Raw genomic sequence first — 18,830 nt, 5'->3', positions numbered from 1 at the left:
CGGTCTCCGAGATATGAGCTCATTTCTGCGCATCGAGGAATTTCGTAACCAGGGGTGACCAGAGCGGAATCGCGTCCGGCGAACCGATGAAGAAATGTCCCTCATTGCCGAAGGGCGGCATCAGATGATACTCGGCCCGGCCGCCGGCGGCGGTGAAGGCGGCATGCATGCGCTTCGACAGATCGGGTCCGAAGAACGTGTCATTCTCGATGTAGATCCACAGCATCGGCAGTCGCGATGTGCGGCCGAAATCCGCGGTGGCCTCGATCAGCTTGTGGGGCGCGCAATTGTTGTTCGGCTTGCCTCCGACACGGCCGCCGCGGCCGGCAGCAAACGTGATGATCGCCTTCACCTGCGGCGGGTTCACGCTCGATAAGGCGATGGAAGCCCAGCCGCCGGCGGACTGCCCGACCACGATTACGTCCTTTGGGATGATCCGCTTTTCGGCGGCCAAAAAGTCGATGATCCAAAGATCGACCTGGGCGACCGCAAGGCCCGCATCATGAAAGTTCGGATTGGTGCACTTGCCGACTTTGGAGAAGAACGGGCCAAACAGTGCGCGCTCGGGAATGTCGATTGCGGCTGCGCCATAGCCGGTGCCGACTGGAGCCACCACGAGGTAGCCCCGTGTCGCGAACCATTTGGCGGCATCGCGGAATTCGACCAAGGGAAAGAAGCTCCGATCGGTCGGCTTGAGCGAGACGCCATGATTCATGATGACGAGCGGGAAGGGACCATCGCCGACCGGGCGTACCAGATAGGCGAACATGGGCAGCGGCAGCGGGAGGGCCCAGATCTCCTCCTGAATGCGAACCTCGACCTCCGTGCGGGCAGACGATGCGAAGACAAGAAGGATGAGGAGGGTGGTCGCGAAAGAGCGGAGGATCGCAGGCAAACAACGCATCGCAACCTCCCTCAACCTTCAAAAGTTGCGGCGACCACGATCGGACCGAGCACCGTCAGCACGACATTGCCGACCGCATAGGGCACGGCGAGCACCGGCGTCTGACTCTCGGCCACGTCGCAGGCGCCGGTGCAGGAAAATTTCCGGTGCGGTGGCGATGATCCACCCGACGGTTTCCATGGCATTTCCCCGGCGCTTTGGCGTGATTTGATTGCCGACGGCGGGATGTTGCTTGATCCAGATCAAGCCTCAGCGGGGATGAGGCGATGCCTATGGCGCGATGAAATGTTTGCGACAGCCCGTATTGCCGACATGAGTACCTTGGACGTCGCAGCCGGCGCGATCCGCCGCGACGAGACGGTCGGGATCGTCTTGCTGCTCGCCTTCGCGGGCGGCTACATCGACGCCTATACCTGGATCATCCACGGTGTGATGGCGAATGCCCAGACCGCCAATCTGATCTTCCTCTGGGTCTATGGGATGGCCGGCAACTGGGCTAAGGCCTTGCAGTTCGTGCCGCCAATCCTGGCTTTCGCGATCGGAATCGTGATCGCGGCCTGGCTGCGCCGCGTGGCGGGCGAGCGGGCCAGCGCGATCAGCACGCTGATCGAGATCCTGCTCTTGGTAGCGATCGGCATCCTGCACAATCGGTTGCCCGATCTGGCCGGAACGCTCGGTATTTCCGTCGTGGCGGCGATGCAGGCTACAATGTTCATCAAGGTCGAAGGCACGGTATGCAGCACGGTGATGATCACCGGCAATATGCGTCAGGCCATCGAGAACGTCTTCGCGGTCGCGGCAGGGAGCGCCCCACTGGGAACGCTGCGCCGCTCGGGCATTTTCTTCGCATTGTGTGCCGTGTTCGGCTTCGGTGCCGCGGCCGGCGCTTTTGCCGCCAAGAACATTCCCGATCTCGCGTTGGGCCTGCCCGTGGTCGCGCTGTTGATTGTGTTGCTGCGCTGCGAAGCGTCCCGTTCGGAGGACCGTCGATGAACCGGCCACCCGCTCCGACCTGGACGCGATTCTTTCCACCGGCCGAATGGCTTGCGGCCTATCGACGCGAATGGCTGCCATCCGACGCGATCGCCGGCATCACGCTCGCCGCCTACGCCATCCCGGTCTCGCTCGCCTATGCCGCGCTCGCCGGCTTGCCGCCGCAGATCGGCGTCTATGGTTACATGCTCGGAGGCATCGGTTATGCCTTGCTCGGAACGTCGCGCCAACTCGCGATAGGTCCGACCTCGGCAATCTCCCTGATGATCGCCGGGACCGTCGGCGCCCTCGACGGGGGCGATGCGGTCCGCTATGCGCAGGTCGCAAGCCTTGCGGCCTTTGCGGTGGCGGTGTTGTGCTTCATCGCCTGGCTGTTCAAGCTCAGCGTGTTGGTTCGCCTTGTCAGCGACAGCATCCTGGTCGGCTTCAAGGCCGGGGCAGGGCTCACTATCATCATGAGTCAGTTGCCGAGCCTGCTCGGCATCGCCGGGGGCGGGCACAATTTCTTCGATCGCGTCATCAAGCTGTCCGGGCAGCTCGGCGGCATCGATCTGCTTGTGCTGGGCATCGGCGCGGTCGCGCTCCTGTTGCTTCTGCTCGGCGAACGGCTTTTGCCGGGAAAACCCGTTGGCATCACCGTCGTGGCACTCGCGATCGCTCTGGCAACGCTCCTGGGCTTGCCAGCCCTCGGCGTGCCCGTCACCGGGAAGATACCGGAAGGGCTGCCGGCACTGGCGATCCCGACATTCGGCCTGCTGGAATTCGACGACCTGTTCCCGCTCGCCGCAGGCTGTGTGCTGCTGGCCTATATCGAAGGCGTATCGGCGGCCCGCAGCTTTGCCGCCAGGCATGGCTATCCGCTCGATGTCCGCCAAGAGTTCCTGGGACTGGGCGCGGCGAACCTCGCCGCTGCCTTTGGCCATGGCTATCCCGTCGCGGGGGGCCTGTCGCAATCGGCCGTCAACGACAATGCCGGTGCGCGGACGCCGCTGGCGCTGATGATCTGCTCGGTGGCGCTCGGGCTGTGCCTGCTGTTCTTCACGGGGCTGCTGACCAACCTGCCGAAGGCGGTGCTCGCGGCGATCGTCATCGCTGCCGTCTACAGGCTGGTCGACGTTCGAGCGCCGCTGCGAATGTGGCAGGTCAGCCGCATCGATTTCTACGCGGCGGCGATTGCGCTGATCTCCGTTTTGTTGCTCGGCATCCTCCAGGGCGTTCTGCTGGCGTCGATCGCCTCGATCTTCCTGCTGCTGGCGCGGGCCTCGCAGCCCAATGTCGCGTTCCTCGGCCGCTTGCCCGGCAGCGGCCGTTATTCGGATAGCGCGAGACATGAGGGCATCGAGCCGCTGGTCGGGATCATCGCTTTCCGGCCCGAAGCGTCGCTGCTCTACATCAATGCCGAGACGATCCTGGAAACCGTCCTGACCGCGCTCCGGAGGTCGCCCGGCGTCCGGCTGGTGGCCTGCGACCTCTCGGCCTCGCCCTATATCGATCTGGCGGGCGCACGCATGCTGCACGAGCTGCGTGACGAACTTGCGTCACGCAGGGTGACCTTCTGCATCGTCGGCGCGCACGCGCAGCTCCGCGATCTTCTGCGTGCCGAAGGGCTCGCGGATAAGACCGACAGCGCCCAGTGGCTGCGGTCGCTCGATAGCCTGCTCGGCGATGATCAGGCGAACGTCGCACAACGAACGGCCTGATGTCTTCGTGTTGCGCTGCGAACGGCACGGCATCGGCTCGCATAATGCACGCGACCGTTGACTTGGATCAATGGCACGACCCGCGCCGCTCCCACGATCCGCATCACCTTCGGTAAAGGATCGGGAGAGAGAGATGTCCAAAGACACCAAGCCCGCACAGAAGCGTATCGACCAGTTCTTTTCCGGCCCGGGCGCGCGGGCAGACGACTGGCGCGACCTTGTGGAGGCAGCAAAGACCTGGGCGCGCGTGGGCAATCGCGCGGCCTATGATGCGGCACTGGCCGATCTTTCGATCACCGAGGAATTTCACGGCTATCCCGGTCCGCACCTCATGGCGGCGCTGCGGGAAGCTGCGGCCGCCGGCGACGGTGCGTCATCGTTCGCCCTTGCGACGCGAATTGCCCAGGCGCTGGCGACGCGATCCTTCCGCCAGCATGCCGGCGACTGGAACGCCAAGGACGACGGCAATGCTGACGCGCCGGAGCTGGTGCCGCCGGCCTTTGGCGCGCACAGCGCGCGTAGGCCGTATTTCGAGACCCTGATCGTCACCGGCGCATCATCGAGCCAGTGGCCGGCCCTGGCCGCCGAATGGCGCAAGCTGCGGCGCCCGGTCGATGCCTTCGTCTACGAACCTGTCATCGTCGGCAGCCTGGAGGACGCCTTCTGCGCGACGATGCTCAATCCGAACATCGGAGCAGTCATCATCAACGAGGGCTTCGGCCTGCGCTCGCGCCACGATGCGCCGGTGTTGCGCTCGATCATGGCCTCGGCCGGTCTCATCGACGAAACCGACACCTCGGCGCTCCGGCTCGCCCAGATCATCAAGCGCGTCAGGCCCGAGCTCGACCTTTACATGATCTCGAACCGGGACGTGGAAGAGTTGGCAGGCAATCCCGAGGCGGATGTGGTCCGCCGCATCTTCTATTCCGTTGAAGAACTGCTGGAACTGCATCTGTCGATCCTCGAAGGCATCCAGGATCGCTACGACACGCCGTTCTTCGACAATCTCAAGAAATATGCGCAGCGTCCGATCGGCACGTTCCACGCGCTGCCGATCGCCCGAGGCAAGTCGATCTTCAAGTCCGACTGGATCCGGGACATGGGCGAGTTCTACGGCCCGAACCTGTTCCTGGCCGAGAGCAGCGCCACCACCGGCGGCCTCGACAGCATGCTGGAGCCGACCGGCACCATCAAGAAGGCGCAGGAGAAGGCGGCGAGGGCGCTCGGCGCCGACCGCGTCTTCTTCGTCACCAACGGCACCTCGACGTCGAACAAGATGGCGGTGCAGGCCCTGCTCGCGCCCGGCGACATCGCGATCGTCGATCGCAATTGCCACAAGTCGCATCACTACGGCATGGTGCTTGCCGGTGCGCAGCCGCTCTATGTCGAAGCCTTCCCGATGACGGAATATTCGATGTATGGCGCGGTGCCGCTGAAGACGATCAAGCAGGCGCTGCTGGGCGCCAAGGCCGACGGCCGGCTCGACCGCGTCAAGATGGTCGACCTGACGAACTGTACCTTCGACGGCCATATCTACAACACTAGACGGGTGATGGAGGAATGCCTCGCCATCAAGCCCGATCTGATCTTTCTCTGGGATGAAGCCTGGTTCGGCTTCGCGCGCTTCTCGCCGTTCCTGCGCCGCCGGACCGGACTTGGCGCCGCCAACGAGATCGAGGCATGGATGCGCGATCCCAGGTCGGTCGCGGTCTATGAGAAGCAGCAGGCCGAGCTCGGCAAGAACCCGTCCGACGAGGTGCTGCTCAAGACCCGGCTGATCCCGGACCCCAGACAGATCCGGCTGCGCGTCTACCAGACCAACTCGACCCACAAGTCGATGTCGGCGATCCGCCAGGGCTCGATGCTTTCGGTCAAGGACGTCGAATTCCACACCGTCGAGCAGCAGTTCAAGGAGGCGGTGTTCACCCATGCCTCGACCAGTCCGAACCAGCAGCTCATCGCCAGCCTCGACATCTCGCGGCGGCAGATGGAGTTGGAGGGCTATGGCCTCGTCGCCAACGCGATCGAGATCGCGTTCGCGATCCGCCAGGCGGTCAACAACAATCCGCTGATCTCGAAATATTTCCGCATCCTTGGCGCCGACGCCATGGTGCCGGCGCAGTACCGCCAGAGCGGCTTCACCGACTTCCTCGCCCCCGGCGTCAATTGGGCGAATGCGCTGAGGAGTCTGGACGAGGACGAGTTCTGCCTCGACCCGACCCGCATGACGCTGGTGTGCGGCATGGCCGGCTATGACGGCACGCAGTTCAAGGGCATTCTCGCCAACGAGTACAACATCCAGGTCAACAAGACCTCACGCAACTCGGTCCTGGTCCAGTCCAACATCAACAACACCCGCAGCGATGTCGCGCATCTCGTCCGCGTGCTCGCCGAGATCGCGGGCGAGATCGACCGCGGCCTCGCCAGCGGCGCCAATGCGCGGAAGACCTTCGAGGCACGGGTGACGAGCCTCATGAAGGACGTGCCCGACCTGCCGAACTTCTCGCATTTCCACCCGAGCTTCCGCGGCGATGCCGGCACCAGGACCAATGAAGGCGATATCCGCAGCGGCTTCTACGCGGCCTATGACGTCGCCGGCTGCGAGCACATTCGCCTCAACGACCCCGAGATCGACCGGCGGCTGAAGGCCGGTCCCGAGCTCGTCTCGGCCAACTTCGTGATCCCGTATCCGCCGGGCTTCCCGATCATGGTGCCCGGCCAGGTCATCACCCAGGAGACCATCGACTTCATGCGCAAGCTCGATGTGAAGGAGATCCATGGCTACGACGCCAAGGAAGGGCTGAAACTCGTACGGACGGAAGCCTTGGCCAAGCTCGGCAGGCCGAAGCCCAGCGCGCAGCCGAAGCTCAAGGCCGCGTCATAGGGCGGGAGGGGACGAACATGCAGGCATTTTTTCAGTTCTTGCAGCAGTACCCGTATTTGCTGCTGTTCTTCGTGGTCGGTCTCGCCGTCTATATCGGCCGGGCCAGCATCAAGGGTTATGGTCTCGGCATGGTCGCTGGCGCCATCGTGGTCGGCGCGGGCATCTCGGTCTGGGCATCCAGCTATGGCGTGAAGCTGGAGCTGAACAATTTCGCCAAGAGCCTCTTTTACTATCTCTTCATGTACGGTGTAGGTCTGCGCGTCGGTCCGTCCTTCATCAACAGCCTCAGGGGAGATGGCGTCAAGTTCCTGTTCCTCGCGGTCGTGTCCAGCATTCTGGGCCTGACACTGGTCGTGCTTGGTGCGAAGCTCTTCGCGTTGCCGCCCGGTGCGGCCGGCGGCATGCTGGCGGGGTCGCAGACCATGTCGGCGGCGATCGGCTCGGCCGAGCAGGCGGTAACCTCAGGTGTCGTCAAGCTGCCTGAGGGTATGAAGCCCGAGGAAGCGTCCGGCATGATCGCTCTGTCCTACGGCATCACCTATATCTGGGGCACCGTCGGCATCATCCTGATCTGCAAATATTTGCCGCGCTGGTGGGGCGTCGATGCCAAGGCCGCTGCGAAGAAGTACGAGCAGGAGTTCGGCGTCAAGGATCTCGAAGGCGGCGCCCTGACCGGCTACCGTCAGTTCGGTCTGCGCGCCTACCGGCTGGAGAATCCAGCGACGGTGGGGTTGAGCATTGCCAAATTCCGCGCAATGAATCCGGAATACCGGATCGTCAATGTGGGGCGTAAGGGCGAGCCGCAGGGCGCTGATCCTGATCTCGTGCTGCAGAAGGGCGATATCGTCGCGCTGGGCGGATCGACCGAGCATCTGACCGAGAAGATGGGCCTGATTGGTCCGGAAGTCGTCGATGCCAAGACGCTCGGTATACCCATGGACCAGGCTGAAATCGTCGTCTTCAACAAGGACGTCGTCGGGCGTACCTTCGAATCCTTCCGCGACACGGCTATCGCCGGCCAGCTGCAGGTCACCAAGGTCGAACGGGGCGGCGTGCAGATCCCGGCCGGTCTCAAGACCAAGCTGGAACGCATGGACATCGTCTCGGTGGTCGGCCTGAAGTCGGCGGTCAACGAGCTCGGCGAGATGTGGGGGCGCATCGCGCGCGCCAACACCTCGACCGACCTGCTGACTCTGTCTGTCGGCATGATCCTTGGCTTCCTGATCGGCATGGTCGAATTCCCCGCGTTCGGGGCCAAGGTCGGCCTCGGCAATGCCGGCGGCCTCTTGCTGTCCGGCGTGATCGTGTCCTCGATCGTGTCGCGTCTGCGCTTCTTCGGCAATACGCCGAATGCGGCGCGAAACGTACTCGAGGATCTCGGCCTCGTCGTGTTCGTCGCGATCGTCGGCGTCAATGCCGGCGCAGGCCTGTTGGCCCAGCTCACCGGCGCGGTCGCCCTGAAGATCTTCATCGTCGGCTTCATCGCGTGCACGATCCCGCCGTTCATCGTCTGGGCGATCGGATTCCACGTCTTCAAGATCAATCCGGCGGTGCTGATGGGCGGCGTTGCCGGCGCGCGCTCGCATTCCGGCCCGTGCCGCGAGGCTGCGGTCGAGATCCAGAGCTCCGTGCCCTGGATCGGATTCCCGGTCGGCTATGCCGTTTCGGGCATCCTTCTCACCATCTTCGGTTACTTCGCGATGATCCTGGCTCAATAATAAGGGGAAGACACGTCATGAGAAAACTGACCTTCGGCGCCGTCCTGGTCGCCTCGCTCGCAACCGTTGCCGGCTTCAACACGCCGGCCCGTGCCGATACCGGCCAGGTTGCGGTCGTCTTCACCAAGGGTGGCTTCATCATCGGCGCCGGTGGCGGAGAGGGCGTTCTGCTCTACCGGGGCAAGAAATATCCGTTCACGGTGTCTGGCATGAGCGTAGGCCTCACCATCGGGGCGTCGACCACGAAGTTCGTCGGCCGCGCCCTCAATTTGAAGGGGCCGGCATCCATTGAAGGCACTTATGCCGTGGGAGGAGCAGGTGGGGCAGTCGCCGCAGGTGCTGGCGCGGTTCAGTTGCAGAACAGCAATGGCGTGATCCTCCAGCTCAGCGGCCCGCGGGTCGGCGCGGAAGTATCGGCTGCCGTCGGCGGCGTCACAATCCGCCTGAAATCGAGTTGAAGGGGCCACGCAGCGCGCGTGTTCACGCGCGCGCTGCAGGAGCCCACCTCACAAAGCCGTCGTCTTGTTGATTTAAGTCAAGCTCAAATTCGGATCGGTACCCGACCTTACCATCGGGTGCCTATCGCGGTCGTGCGGCGGCATCATCCAAGACCGAGTGATGGCACCCCGATCATAGGAGGAGATGCCATGCTTCGTTATCTTCTGGCTGCTCTTGCGGTCTTTGTCCTGCTCACCGTCAGCCTCGTTCCCGACGATGCTTTCGCTCGTCGCGGTGGTGGCGGCTTTCATGGCGGCGGAGCGCGTGCAGGCGGCTTTCATGGCGGAGGTTTCCGCGGTGGTGCTGTTCATGCTGGCCGCATCCATGGCGGGCATCGCGTCGCCAGAGGTGCGCGCCCTGCTCATCCGATAGCCGGTCGTCCCGGCCGCTATCCAGTCGCAGGTCGCCCGGGCCGTCCCGTCGCCGGTTATCCGGGATATCGTCCTGGTTACGGCTGGGGCCGCGCGGCCTATGGCGCCGCCGCGGTTGGGGCCGCAGCAGCGGGCGCTTACGGCGCTTACGGCTACTACAACAATGGCTGTTATCAGGACACCTACGGCAATTGGGTCTGCCCGCACCAAAACCCGTATCGCTATTGAGCGATCGGCTGCAGCATCAGGCCCCTAGCGGCCTGATGCTGCTCAATAGCGCTGCGCGACGAAATTCATTTCCTTGAGGCTGACCTGGTCGTTGTAGCGTCCCTTGTCGGAGCGGTTCGGCAGCTTGATCTTGTCCTTCTTGATGCGCTTGTAGGGGATGGCGCCGAGAAGGTGGGCGATGCAGTTCAGCCGCGCCCTTCGTTTGTCGTCAGAGCGGACGATGTACCAGGGCGCATCCTTCGTGCTGGTCTTCTTCAGCATCAGGTCGCGCGCGCGCGAATAGTCGTACCATCGGCGGAAGGATTCCAGGTCCATCGGACTGAGCTTCCACTGCCGGACCGGGTCGTCGATGCGGGCCTTGAAGCGGCGCTCCTGCTCGTCCATCCCGACCTCGAGCCAGATCTTGATCAGGATGATGCCGCCGTCGATGACGTATTTCTCCATCTGCGGGCACAGGTTGAGGAAGCGCTCGTGCTCGGCAGGGGTGCAGAAGCCCATGACGTATTCGACGCCGGCGCGGTTGTACCAGCTCCGGTCGAAGATCACGATCTCGCCGCCGGCCGGAAATCGCTCCATATAGCGCTGGAAGAACAATTGCGTCTTCTCGCGGTCGGATGGCGCAGGGAGGGCGACGACCCGGAACACGCGCGGGCTGACCTTCTCGGTGATCGCCTTGATGGTCCCGCCCTTGCCGGCGGCGTCCCGGCCCTCGAACAGGATGATGACCCGGAGCTTGTTTTCCCGCACGTAGTCCTGGAGGTGGCACAGTTCGACCTGAAGCTTCTCGAGCTCCTTCTCGTAATCCTTCCGCTTCATCCGCTCCGCAGCTGCGTCCTTGGCCATCCCGATCCTTCCGTTGCTAATCGTCCCAGGATATGGTCACCCCGATGTCGCCGGGCACGCCGCCGGGAAAATCGATGATCTGATAGGCGATGCGATAGCCGCGCGGTTTCAGGTAATCGGTCCAGAGCTGGAAGATTTCCTTGGGGATGCCGGTCAGGGTGTTCTCCCAGCCCTTCTCCATCTGATTGATGGCGCGGCCCTTGTCAGTGCACAGCGAATTCGGGAAGCGATAGACCAGCACTTCCGTGAGGCCGTTGCGCACCGCGCGCTGGATAATGGTCGAGGCGAGCTTGATCTTCTCCTCCTCGGTCTTGCCCGACGGCTTGCTCAAGCGCTCGATCAGGGCGCGCTTCTCGGCCTCGGCCGCAGCGGCAAGGCGCACATATTCATCCGCCTTTTCGGCCTCCTTGAGGGCTGCTTCCTTACGAATCTGGGCGGCGCTGGGGATGAGATCGTCTAGGCCGGGCATGGCGGGCGGCTCCTCATGATTATGCGATCGGCATGCAGCAGACGCTAGGTCGCCCCAAACGCGCTCCCTTGACTCAAATCAAACAAACGCGAACATACCCGAACACAGTGCTGCACATGCACGTTTTGACCGGGAGAGACCTTTGAGCGAGCAGCTTCATCCGATGGCACCTCATCATCTGCCGTTCTATCTCGCACCGGGGAGCGGGACCGATACGCTGATGGTGGTGATGGGCGTATTCCTGATCGGGGCCGTGCTCTGGGTCGGCACGCTCTATTGGAAACTGCACAGCCTGCCCGAGCGGATGGCGCACAAATCGCAGAAATTGCAGTTCGAGCTCGTTGCGGTGCTCGGCCTGATCTCGCTGTTCACGCACATGCACATCTTCTGGGTCGCCGGCCTGCTCCTCGCGCTGATCGATCTTCCGGATTTTGGCACGCCGCTGCGCAGCATCGCCGGATCCGTCGAGAAGATCGCCGACGCCACGCCGTCCGCCGATGCGAGAGAAATCCAGCCAGAGGCAGCAGCCGCGCCATCTCCTTCTGACAAGCCGGGACCTGCCAAGGAGAGGGAGCACAGTCATGCTTGAGCTGCTGATCTGCTCCCTGGTCACGATCCTCCCGGACTACCTCTACCGTCGCTACGCTCAGGGCAAGCGCTTCGGCAAGGAAATCACCTTCTTTTCAGTCTGGTACGAGCTGCGCTGGGGCATCACCGCCTGCCTGATGCTGACGGTCTCGCTCATCACCATGATCTTCTACTTCCATCCGGCGACGTCGTCGGCGACGCTGTACTTCCGCACAGTGCCGATTCTGCCTGAAGGCTCGGGCCGTGTCGCCGAGGTAAAGATCGGCTTCAGCGCGCCGGTCAAGAAGGGCGACGTGCTGTTCACGCTCGACAGCTCCAAGCAGCAGGCCGCCGTCGAAACGGCCAAGCGCAAAGTCGCGGAGGTCGATGCCGCCATGCAGACCGCGCAGGCTGACGTGGTCAAGGCCGAGGCGCAGCTCGGGGAGGCGAAAGCGAACCACCAGCAGGCCAAGGACGAGCTCGAGGTCAAGACCGAGCTCCAGCGTCGCAACCCCGGCATTGTTCCGCAGCGTGACATCGACAAGCTCCAGGTGCTGGTCGATCAGCGACAGTCCGGCATCGACGCCGCGACGGCGGCGAAGCAGTCGGCCTCCCTGCAGGTCTCAGTTCTGCTGCCGGCCCAAAAGGCCAGCGCCGAAGCCGCGCTCGACCAGGCACAGGTCGAGCTCGACAAGACGTTTGTGCGTGCCGGCGTCGATGGCCGGGTCGAGCAGTTCCTGGTTCGCCCCGGCGACGTCGTCAACCAGCTGATGCGCCCCGCCGGCGTTCTCGTTCCGGAGGGAGCGGGCCGCAAGGCGCTTCAGGCCGGTTTCGGCCAGATCGAGGCGCAGGTCATGAAGGAGGGCATGATAGCGGAAGCGACCTGCATCTCGAAGCCCTGGGTGATCATCCCGATGGTGATCACGACGGTGCAGGACTACATCGCGGCGGGGCAGTTTCGCTCCGGCGAGCAACTAATCGATCCGCAGAATGTCGTCCGCCCCGGCACGATCCTGGTCTTTCTGGAGCCGCTTTACAAAGGCGGCCTCGACGGTGTCACACCGGGCTCGAGCTGCATCGTCAATGCCTACACCAGCAACCACGAGGAGATCTCGGCCAAGGACACCCCGACCAGCCGGAAGATCGCGCTGCACGTCGTGGACGCCGTCGGCCTCGTCCATGCGCTGCTGCTGCGCATTCAGGCCTTGTTGCTGCCGATCCAGACACTCGTGCTGAGCGGCGGCCATTGAATCGCAAGAGGAGGACGGACAAGGCGAGTTCGCCGAAATTCGTCCTCGCCTGCCGTTTCGGTCGCCTGCGCTGGTCCGCGCGGTCGGAATTCTCGCGGCGAGTGTGCAAGCATTGACGCATGTCAAGCAAGACGATCGCCGGCGCATCTCAATGTCCTTCATCCGAGGAGGATATGAGATGAGATCAACACCAACCCTTCGTACCACATTGTCTGGCTTCGGCACGGCTCTGTTGCTGGCGGCGGCCTCGCCCGCGCACGCCGATGATCCGGCCAAGATCCTGAAATCGATGACGGACTATCTGACCAGCCAGAACACCCTGTCCGCCTCGTTCGACAGCGACATCGAGATCATCACGCCCGAACTTCAGAAGATCCAGTTCGCGAGCTCCGGACAGGTCAAGCTGGGCAGGCCCGACAAGCTCCGCGTCAGGCGCACCGGCGGCTATGCGGATGTCGAGCTGGTTTATGACGGCAAGACGCTCTCGCTCTACGGCAACGACGCCAAATCCTACATGCAGGCCGAGATGGCGGGCACGGTGGACCAGATGATCGGCGAGATGCAGGCCCATTCCGGGCTCGGCATGCCCGGCACCGATCTGCTGCTCACCAACGCATTCGAGGAACTGATGGGTACGGCCACCGACGGGAAGCATATCGGGCAGGGGTGGTCGACGGCGTCGAGTGCGAGCATCTCGCATTTCGCACGCCCGACACCGATTGGCAGATCTGGATCGAGACGGGCGCCAAGCCGGTGCCGCGCAAATACGTGATCACCAGCAAGACGGTGACGGGCGCACCGCAGTACACGTTGCGGATCAGGGACTGGAAGACCGACGCATTTGCCGAGGACACCTTCGTGTTCAAGCCACCGGCCGGCGCCACCAGGATCGACATCAACTCGGTCGCGATGGCGGAATTCGACGAACTTCCCCCGGGCACACCGACAGGAGCCAAGAAATGATCATGCTGCGAAAGACTTTGATCGGCGCGGCCGCGATGGTCGCCTTTGCCGCCGGACTGTCCTGGAATGGTGCACCTGGCATCGGCGAGAGCAGCTTCCTTTCGGAAGCGCAGGCGAGGGTTGGACGCCCGCTCACGCCCATGAGCTATGCCGGCGTCGCGCGTCGAACAACACGCCGAGCGGTTGCGGTTGGCGCCGCGGCGGGAGCCGCCGGCGCCTATTATGCGCCCTCCTGCGCGCAGGTCGTGGACGCCTATGGCCGCGTCGTCACGCGCTGCTGAGGCTTCCCGGGGGCTGTCCGTTTGGTGCGATCCCGGCTAAAATTGTCGGAGGTCGCAGTCGGCGAAAGCTGCGGGGAGTGGAGCTGAGCGGGCGCATGTCCACAGATGCGGTCAGGCCGGTTACGGCTGCGTGGCTTTGTCTCGGCCTCTTGCTCGCCGCGTGCACGCTATGCGGCCCTGCGCGCGCGCAATCGGCCACGGCAACGCGCAGCGAGCCCAAGCGTGTGTTGATGCTGCATTCCTTCGGGCGTGATTTCTTGCCCTGGAGCGAGTACGCACGCAGCATCAAGACCAATCTCGAGGAGCGCTCTCCTTGGCCGCTCGATATCCAGGAGCATACGCTTCTTGCTGCCAGGTTCATCGCGCCAGGCCCTGACGGGCCCTTCGTCGAATATCTTGGCTCGCTGTACGAAGGGCGGCCACCTGATATCGTGATGAGCATTGGCGGACCGGCGGCGGGATTCGTGCAAAGGCATCGCGAGAGGCTGTTTCCGAAGGCGCCAATGGTCCTCACGACAGTCGAGGAACGATTGGTCGACCGCGCACGCCTGACCAGGAATGACGCGGTAGTGTCAGTCCGTAACGAATTTGTCACGGCCTTCCGCAACGTTCTGCAGGTGCTGCCGGACACGCAGACGATAGCCCTTGTCATCGGCGCGTCTGCGTTGGAAAAATTCTGGCTCGAAGAGGTTAAGAGGGACGTCAAGCCGCTCGAAGACCGAGTTTCGTTCGTTTGGTACGGGGATCTGTCGTTCGAGGAGATCCTGAAACGGGCGTCGACGCTTCCACCGCACACGGTTCTGTTCTGGGGGTTGATGTCGGTCGACGCGGCGGGTGTCATTCATGATGGAAAGTTTGCCCTGCATCGCCTTCATGCCGTCGCGAACGCCCCAATCTTCTGCTTTGAGGAGTCGTTTTTCGGACGCGACATTGTCGGCGGTCCGATGCATTCAATTCCTGAACTCGGCCAAAAGACCGCCGATGCGGCACTCCGAATTCTGGGCGGCGAAGAGCCTGCAAACGTCAGAATTGAACCGATCGAATATGCCCCTCCTAAATACGATTGGCGGGAGTTGCAGCGCTGGGGCATCAGCGAGAGTCGCCTGCCTCCGGGAAGCACCATTCTGTTTCGCGAGCCGACTATCTGGCAGCGCTATCGCTGGCAGATGCTGATGATCTCGGCCGTGTTCCTGGTCCAGGCCGGACTCATCAGCGGGCTTCTGCACGAGCGTCGCCGCCGGCGGGTTGCGGAAGTCGAATCGCGTCAGCGGCTGACGGAGCTCGCCCACGTGAACCGGTACTCGGCCGTTGGCGAGCTGACGACCTCGATCGCGCATGAATTGAACCAGCCACTCGGATCGATTCTGACCAATGCCGAAACGGCAGAGCTCATGCTCAGGGCTGCCCAGCCTGATCTGGTCGAGATCCAGCAGATCCTCGCTGACATCAGAAGGGACGACCAACGGGCGAGCGAGGTGATCCGCAGGCTGCGCAGCATTCTGAAAAAGACCCCGTTCGAGGTCAAGAACATCGAACTCAACGATACGGTGCGCGAAGCAATCGGTCTCGTGAAGGCGCTCGCCCAGGGGCGCCGGATCACATTGAGTTATCTTCCGGTCATGGCCGCCCTTCACGTCAAGGGCGATCCGGTCCAGCTTCAGCAGGTCATGCTCAACCTGATCATCAACGCGATGGATGCGATCTCCGACGCCGACACCGGAAAGCGGGAGGTCAGCGTCGCGACCCTGCGTGCCGGCAATCAGGCCGAAATCAGGATTGCCGACACCGGGCCTGGAATACCCGCCTCCGACCTCGCAAGCCTGTTCGATCCGTTCTTCACGACCAAACCGCATGGCATGGGCATGGGGCTTGCGATCGCCAGAACCATCATCGAAGCCCATCACGGCACGATCGCCGCGGCGAACCAGCCGGCGGGAGGCGCACTGTTCACGATCCGGCTCCCGGTCGCGCGCTGAGAGATGATCCGCGGGCTGTCACGGCCAAAATCCTCGTCGAATGGTCGTGCGTCCGTGCGCTGCGGCAGCCTCGACGGCCTCGTTTCGTTGATCTCGATCAACAAACGCCTGCGCCCCGGCTCGATCCTCCCACACTGGAAGTCCGGAGGGAGGATGTGATGTTTCGTTGCGGCAACACCCTGATGGCGCTAGTGCTTGTGATGGCGACTTCGGTCGCTGCAACGGCGCAGACCACAACGACACCTGCAGCGCCAGCGCCAGCGCCGCAGGCGCAGCCCGCGAGCCCGCCGATGCCCACGGCCGAGCTCCTGAAGCCCGAGCAGCTTGAGGCCCTGGTTGCGCCGATTGCGCTTTATCCGGACGAGCTCCTCGCCAATGTACTGGCTGCATCGACCTATCCGCTGGAAGTTGTGCAGGCCGATCGTTGGCTGAAGGATCGCAAGAGCCTGAAGGGCGATGCGCTGAAGACGGAAGTGGAGAAGCAGGGCTGGGACGACAGCGTCAAGGCGCTGGCCAGCACCGCCGACGTCCTCGCAATGATGAGCGACCAGCTCGACTGGACCAAGAAGCTGGGCGATGCCTTCCTCGCGCAGCAGCCCGACGTGATGGACGCGATCCAGCGTCTGCGCACCAAAGCCTATGACAACAAGAAGCTCGTCACCACCAAGCAGCAGAAGGTCAGCGTCCAGTCTCAGGAGGGCAAGCAGGTCGTCGTCATCCAGCAGGCCGATCCCGCGGCGATGTACGTGCCGTATTACGACCCGGCGACGGTCTACGGCAGCTGGCCCTATGCGGAGTATCCGCCGTATTATTGGGGCTACCCATCCTATATCGGCGCCGGCATGGTCGCCGCCGGTATCGCCTTCGGCACGGCCTGGGCGATCGGACGCTGGGGCAATTACTGGGGCGGCGGCTGCAACTGGGGCAACCGCAACGTCTATGTCAACCATCGCACCACGAACATCGCCAACGGCTGGCAGCACAATCCGGCGCATCGCGGCGGTGTACGCTACAACAATAGCAATGTTCAGCAGCGCTTCGGCAACAACAATCTGAAGGCCGGCGTGTCGGACCGGATGGATTTCCGCGGCCGCGACGGCAACCAGGTGCTGCGCCCCGATCAGGGTGCCGGGGACCGGGCGGGAGATCGTGCGGGGGATCGCGGCGGCCAAGGTGATCGCGCCGGCAATCGCGGCGACCGTCCGGGCGCAGGTGATCGCCCCAGCGCAGCTACGCGCGACCGGCCCGGCGGCGGCGATCGTGCCGGGGCTGGTGATCGTGCCAAGGGTGCGACCAAGGGCAGCGGCGATCGCGCCAAGGCTGCGAACCGCGCCGGCGGCGGTGCGGCCAACCGTGGCGGCGGCAATCGCGGCGGCGCCATGAACGTTTCCTCCGGCCGTTCGGCTGCCGCAGCATCCGCGCGCGGCCGCGCCAGCATGGCGAGCATGCCGCGCGGTGGCGGCGGCGGACCAAGCTTTGCCGGCCGCGGCGGCGGTGGCGGAATGGCGATGCGTGGCGGCGGTGGAGGAGGCGGCTTCCGCGGCGGCGGCGGCGGCCGGCGTTCCGACATTGCGCTGAAGCATGATCTCGTCCTGCTCGGTCACCTCTCGAATGGCCTTGGCTATTATCGGTTCAGCTATATCGGCAGCCACAAGGCTTATGTCGGCGTGATGGCGCAGGAGGTCGAGCAGGTCATGCCCGATGCAGTGACCCACGGCAGCGACGGCTATCTGCGCGTCCATTACGAAAAACTCGGACTGACGTTCCGCACCTATCGCGACTGGCTCGCCGGCGGCGCGAAGATTCCAGCGGAGGTGATGCCATGACCGGTCTGAAATCGTTTAACCATGCGCTACTGCCCGGCGTCGTCGCGCTCGCGCTGCTCGGATCGCCCTCTCTCGCGCAGGAATCCTACAAGACACCGGAAGAGGCCGCCTCTGCGCTTGCGGCCGCGGTGAAGAGCGGCCCGAAAGACATCTTGAAAGTGCTGGGCAGGAACGCGGAGGACATCGTGTCGTCCGGCGACGAGGTCGCCGACAACGACATTCGGGCGCGCTTCAGCTCCATGTATGATACCAAGCACGTCATCAAGACAGAAGGCAACAAGACTGCGATCCTGATGCTCGGGCCGGACGACTTCCCGTTCCCAATTCCGCTGGTCAACACCAGGACGGGCTGGGCGTTCGACACCGACGAAGGACGGATCGAGGTGCTGCGTCGCCGTATCGGCCGCAACGAGCTCGACGCGATCCAGACCATGCTCGCCTATGTCGATGCGCAAAACGAATATGCCGACAAGGACCGCGGCGAGGGCGCGGGCGTCTACGCGCAGCGCATCGTCTCCTCGCCCGGCAAGAAGGACGGCCTGTTCTGGCGCGACGACAGCGATCCGAGCCCGCTCGGCGCGCTGGCGGCCGAGGCGTCACGGGAAGGCTACAACGCAGCCGATGTCGGGCCTGCGCCGTATCACGGCTACTATTTCCACATCCTGAAGGGGCAGGGCCCGGATGCGCGAGGCGGTGCGCTCAACTACGTTGTCAAAGGCAAGATGATCGGCGGCTTCGGCCTGATCGCCTGGCCGGCGGAATACGGCAATTCGGGCGTCATGACCTTCCTCGTCAATCATGACGGCGTCGTCTATCAGAAGGATCTCGGCAAGCGCACCGAGTCTATCGCGCAGCGCATCACGCTGTTCGATCCCGACCAGACCTGGAAGAAGGTCGATGCCGCAAAACCCTGAGCCGCGCGTGCGCGGGCGCGCATTTCGCCTGATCGCGCTGCTCCTGCTCGCGTTCGGGCTGACCATGCCGGCGACGCCGTCCTTCGCGCAAGCAGCCGGTCAGGTCAGAGTGAAGATCGTCAAGGCAGGCCTCCTGGTCGGCGGTGGCGCCGGCAGCGGCGTGTTGACGTACCGGGGCAAGACCTATCCCTTCAAGATCAGCGGCCTGAGCTTCGGCATCACGATCGGTGCAACGGTCGGCCGTCGGCTGGGCATCCGGTATCCGGGAGATCAGTGATTTCGCCGGCACCTACAGTTCCGTTGGCGGCGGCTTTGCGCTGGTCGGCGGTGCCAACGGTGTGCACCTCCGCAACGAAAAGGGCGTCACGATGGTGCTGCAAGGCCCCAAGGCGGGATTTGAGCTGGCGGCCAATATCAGTCAGATCACGATCGCTTTGAGGTGAGG

17 protein-coding genes and 1 pseudogene are annotated in these 18,830 nt (G+C 63.6%); 15 read left to right on the top strand and 3 right to left on the bottom strand.

What is annotated here, in order from left to right; genetic code table 11:
• Nucleotides 1–19: 19 nt before the first annotated feature.
• Nucleotides 20–904, bottom strand: coding sequence for an alpha/beta hydrolase family protein (locus EAV90_RS22430; RefSeq protein ID WP_129144678.1), 885 nt, complete (start codon nucleotides 902–904; stop codon nucleotides 20–22).
• A 225-nt stretch (nucleotides 905–1,129) separates the two neighbouring features.
• Here EAV90_RS22430 and EAV90_RS22425 point away from each other — a divergent pair, with 225 nt between their 5' ends.
• The 6 genes from EAV90_RS22425 (at nucleotide 1,130) to EAV90_RS22400 (ending at nucleotide 9,296) form a co-directional block, all read left to right on the top strand.
• The gene (locus EAV90_RS22425; protein ID WP_430644741.1) at nucleotides 1,130–1,897 is read left to right on the top strand and encodes a YoaK family protein; all 768 of its coding nucleotides are present in this window, start codon (nucleotides 1,130–1,132) and stop codon (nucleotides 1,895–1,897) included.
• A complete protein-coding gene (locus EAV90_RS22420) occupies nucleotides 1,894–3,597 on the top strand; it encodes a SulP family inorganic anion transporter (protein WP_129144677.1) in 1,704 nt (567 codons plus the stop codon). The genes EAV90_RS22425 and EAV90_RS22420 overlap by 4 nt, the downstream gene beginning before the upstream one ends.
• 133 nt (nucleotides 3,598–3,730) lie before the next feature.
• A complete protein-coding gene (locus tag EAV90_RS22415) occupies nucleotides 3,731–6,481 on the top strand; it encodes a decarboxylase (protein WP_129144676.1) in 2,751 nt (916 codons plus the stop codon).
• Nucleotides 6,482–6,498: 17 nt separating this feature from the next.
• A complete protein-coding gene (locus EAV90_RS22410; RefSeq protein ID WP_122401722.1) occupies nucleotides 6,499–8,199 on the top strand; it encodes an aspartate:alanine exchanger family transporter in 1,701 nt (566 codons plus the stop codon).
• Nucleotides 8,200–8,216: 17 nt separating this feature from the next.
• Nucleotides 8,217–8,657 carry a hypothetical protein gene (locus EAV90_RS22405; protein WP_122401723.1) on the top strand — a complete coding sequence of 147 codons (441 nt, stop codon included), beginning with the start codon at nucleotides 8,217–8,219 and terminating at the stop codon, nucleotides 8,655–8,657.
• A 189-nt stretch (nucleotides 8,658–8,846) separates the two neighbouring features.
• Nucleotides 8,847–9,296, top strand: coding sequence for a hypothetical protein (locus EAV90_RS22400; protein WP_122401724.1), 450 nt, complete (start codon nucleotides 8,847–8,849; stop codon nucleotides 9,294–9,296).
• A 42-nt stretch (nucleotides 9,297–9,338) separates the two neighbouring features.
• On the opposite strand, the gene ppk2 is transcribed toward EAV90_RS22400, so the two are convergent.
• Entirely contained in the window at nucleotides 9,339–10,139 is an 801-nt protein-coding gene (gene ppk2, locus EAV90_RS22395; protein ID WP_122401725.1) for a polyphosphate kinase 2, read from the bottom strand.
• Between the two features lie 16 nt (nucleotides 10,140–10,155).
• Complete coding sequence (locus EAV90_RS22390; protein ID WP_025035470.1) at nucleotides 10,156–10,608, bottom strand: hypothetical protein; 453 nt, start codon at nucleotides 10,606–10,608, stop codon at nucleotides 10,156–10,158.
• A 163-nt stretch (nucleotides 10,609–10,771) separates the two neighbouring features.
• Here EAV90_RS22390 and EAV90_RS22385 point away from each other — a divergent pair, with 163 nt between their 5' ends.
• The 9 genes and pseudogenes from EAV90_RS22385 to EAV90_RS40700 all read left to right on the top strand — a co-directional run bounded on the left by EAV90_RS22385 (nucleotide 10,772) and on the right by EAV90_RS40700 (nucleotide 18,828).
• The gene (locus EAV90_RS22385) at nucleotides 10,772–11,197 is read left to right on the top strand and encodes a hypothetical protein (RefSeq protein WP_122406479.1); all 426 of its coding nucleotides are present in this window, start codon (nucleotides 10,772–10,774) and stop codon (nucleotides 11,195–11,197) included.
• Complete coding sequence (locus tag EAV90_RS22380) at nucleotides 11,190–12,425, top strand: HlyD family secretion protein (RefSeq protein ID WP_122401726.1); 1,236 nt, start codon at nucleotides 11,190–11,192, stop codon at nucleotides 12,423–12,425. The genes EAV90_RS22385 and EAV90_RS22380 overlap by 8 nt, the downstream gene beginning before the upstream one ends.
• Before the next feature lie 151 nt (nucleotides 12,426–12,576).
• Nucleotides 12,577–13,388, top strand: a pseudogene (locus EAV90_RS22375) (DUF2092 domain-containing protein).
• On the top strand, nucleotides 13,385–13,669 hold the full coding sequence (locus tag EAV90_RS22370) for a hypothetical protein (RefSeq protein WP_122401727.1): 285 nt from the start codon (nucleotides 13,385–13,387) through the stop codon (nucleotides 13,667–13,669). The pseudogene EAV90_RS22375 and the gene EAV90_RS22370 overlap by 4 nt, the downstream one beginning before the upstream one ends.
• Nucleotides 13,670–13,764: 95 nt before the next feature.
• Nucleotides 13,765–15,645 carry a sensor histidine kinase gene (locus EAV90_RS22365; RefSeq protein ID WP_129144699.1) on the top strand — a complete coding sequence of 627 codons (1,881 nt, stop codon included), beginning with the start codon at nucleotides 13,765–13,767 and terminating at the stop codon, nucleotides 15,643–15,645.
• Between the two features lie 158 nt (nucleotides 15,646–15,803).
• The gene (locus EAV90_RS22360) at nucleotides 15,804–17,471 is read left to right on the top strand and encodes a DUF3300 domain-containing protein (RefSeq protein ID WP_129144675.1); all 1,668 of its coding nucleotides are present in this window, start codon (nucleotides 15,804–15,806) and stop codon (nucleotides 17,469–17,471) included.
• A complete protein-coding gene (locus EAV90_RS22355; protein WP_129144674.1) occupies nucleotides 17,468–18,385 on the top strand; it encodes a DUF2950 domain-containing protein in 918 nt (305 codons plus the stop codon). The genes EAV90_RS22360 and EAV90_RS22355 overlap by 4 nt, the downstream gene beginning before the upstream one ends.
• Nucleotides 18,369–18,662 (top strand): hypothetical protein, encoded by a 294-nt coding sequence (locus EAV90_RS40705; protein ID WP_245509580.1) that lies wholly within the window; start codon nucleotides 18,369–18,371, stop codon nucleotides 18,660–18,662. The genes EAV90_RS22355 and EAV90_RS40705 overlap by 17 nt, the downstream gene beginning before the upstream one ends.
• The gene (locus tag EAV90_RS40700) at nucleotides 18,613–18,828 is read left to right on the top strand and encodes a hypothetical protein (protein WP_245509579.1); all 216 of its coding nucleotides are present in this window, start codon (nucleotides 18,613–18,615) and stop codon (nucleotides 18,826–18,828) included. The genes EAV90_RS40705 and EAV90_RS40700 overlap by 50 nt, the downstream gene beginning before the upstream one ends.
• Nucleotides 18,829–18,830: the final 2 nt, after the last annotated feature.

The sequence above is a fragment of the Bradyrhizobium vignae genome, from assembly GCF_004114425.1.
Classification (GTDB): domain Bacteria; phylum Pseudomonadota; class Alphaproteobacteria; order Rhizobiales; family Xanthobacteraceae; genus Bradyrhizobium; species Bradyrhizobium vignae.
The sequence above is the reverse complement of the archived record's forward strand: the minus strand, read 5'-3'. Positions and strand labels throughout refer to the sequence as shown.